A 307-nucleotide genomic window follows, 5' to 3' on the forward strand; every position below is an offset into this window, starting at 1 on the left:
ATTATGACTCGTTGATAGGCAAACTGATCTGTCATGGGCAAACTCGCCAGCAAGCGATTTCTAAGACGCTACACGCACTTGATGAATTGGTGATTGAAGGTATCAAAACCAATATACCGATGCACCGTGATGTGATTTTAGCGGATGATAAGTTTGTGCAAGAAGCACAAAACATCCACTATCTAGAAAGAGAATTATTGACCGCGCAAAAAGCCAAAGCAGCCTCTTAATTCACAACTTTCGTTTTCTGCAAAAATAAAGCGAACCGCTATTAGCATTGATATCCCCATTAAAGAACCCGCTATCT

The 307-nt window shown here is 40.7% G+C and carries 1 pseudogene; it reads left to right on the forward strand.

The window, feature by feature from the left end:
• Positions 1-230, forward strand: a pseudogene (locus AAEZ03_RS26640) (acetyl-CoA carboxylase biotin carboxylase subunit); the annotation flags it as partial.
• Positions 231-307: the final 77 nt, after the last annotated feature.

The organism is Pseudomonas sp. HY2-MNA-CIBAN-0224 (genome assembly GCF_040310285.1).
In the GTDB taxonomy this organism is placed as follows: Bacteria; Pseudomonadota; Gammaproteobacteria; order Pseudomonadales; family Pseudomonadaceae; genus Aquipseudomonas; species Aquipseudomonas helleri.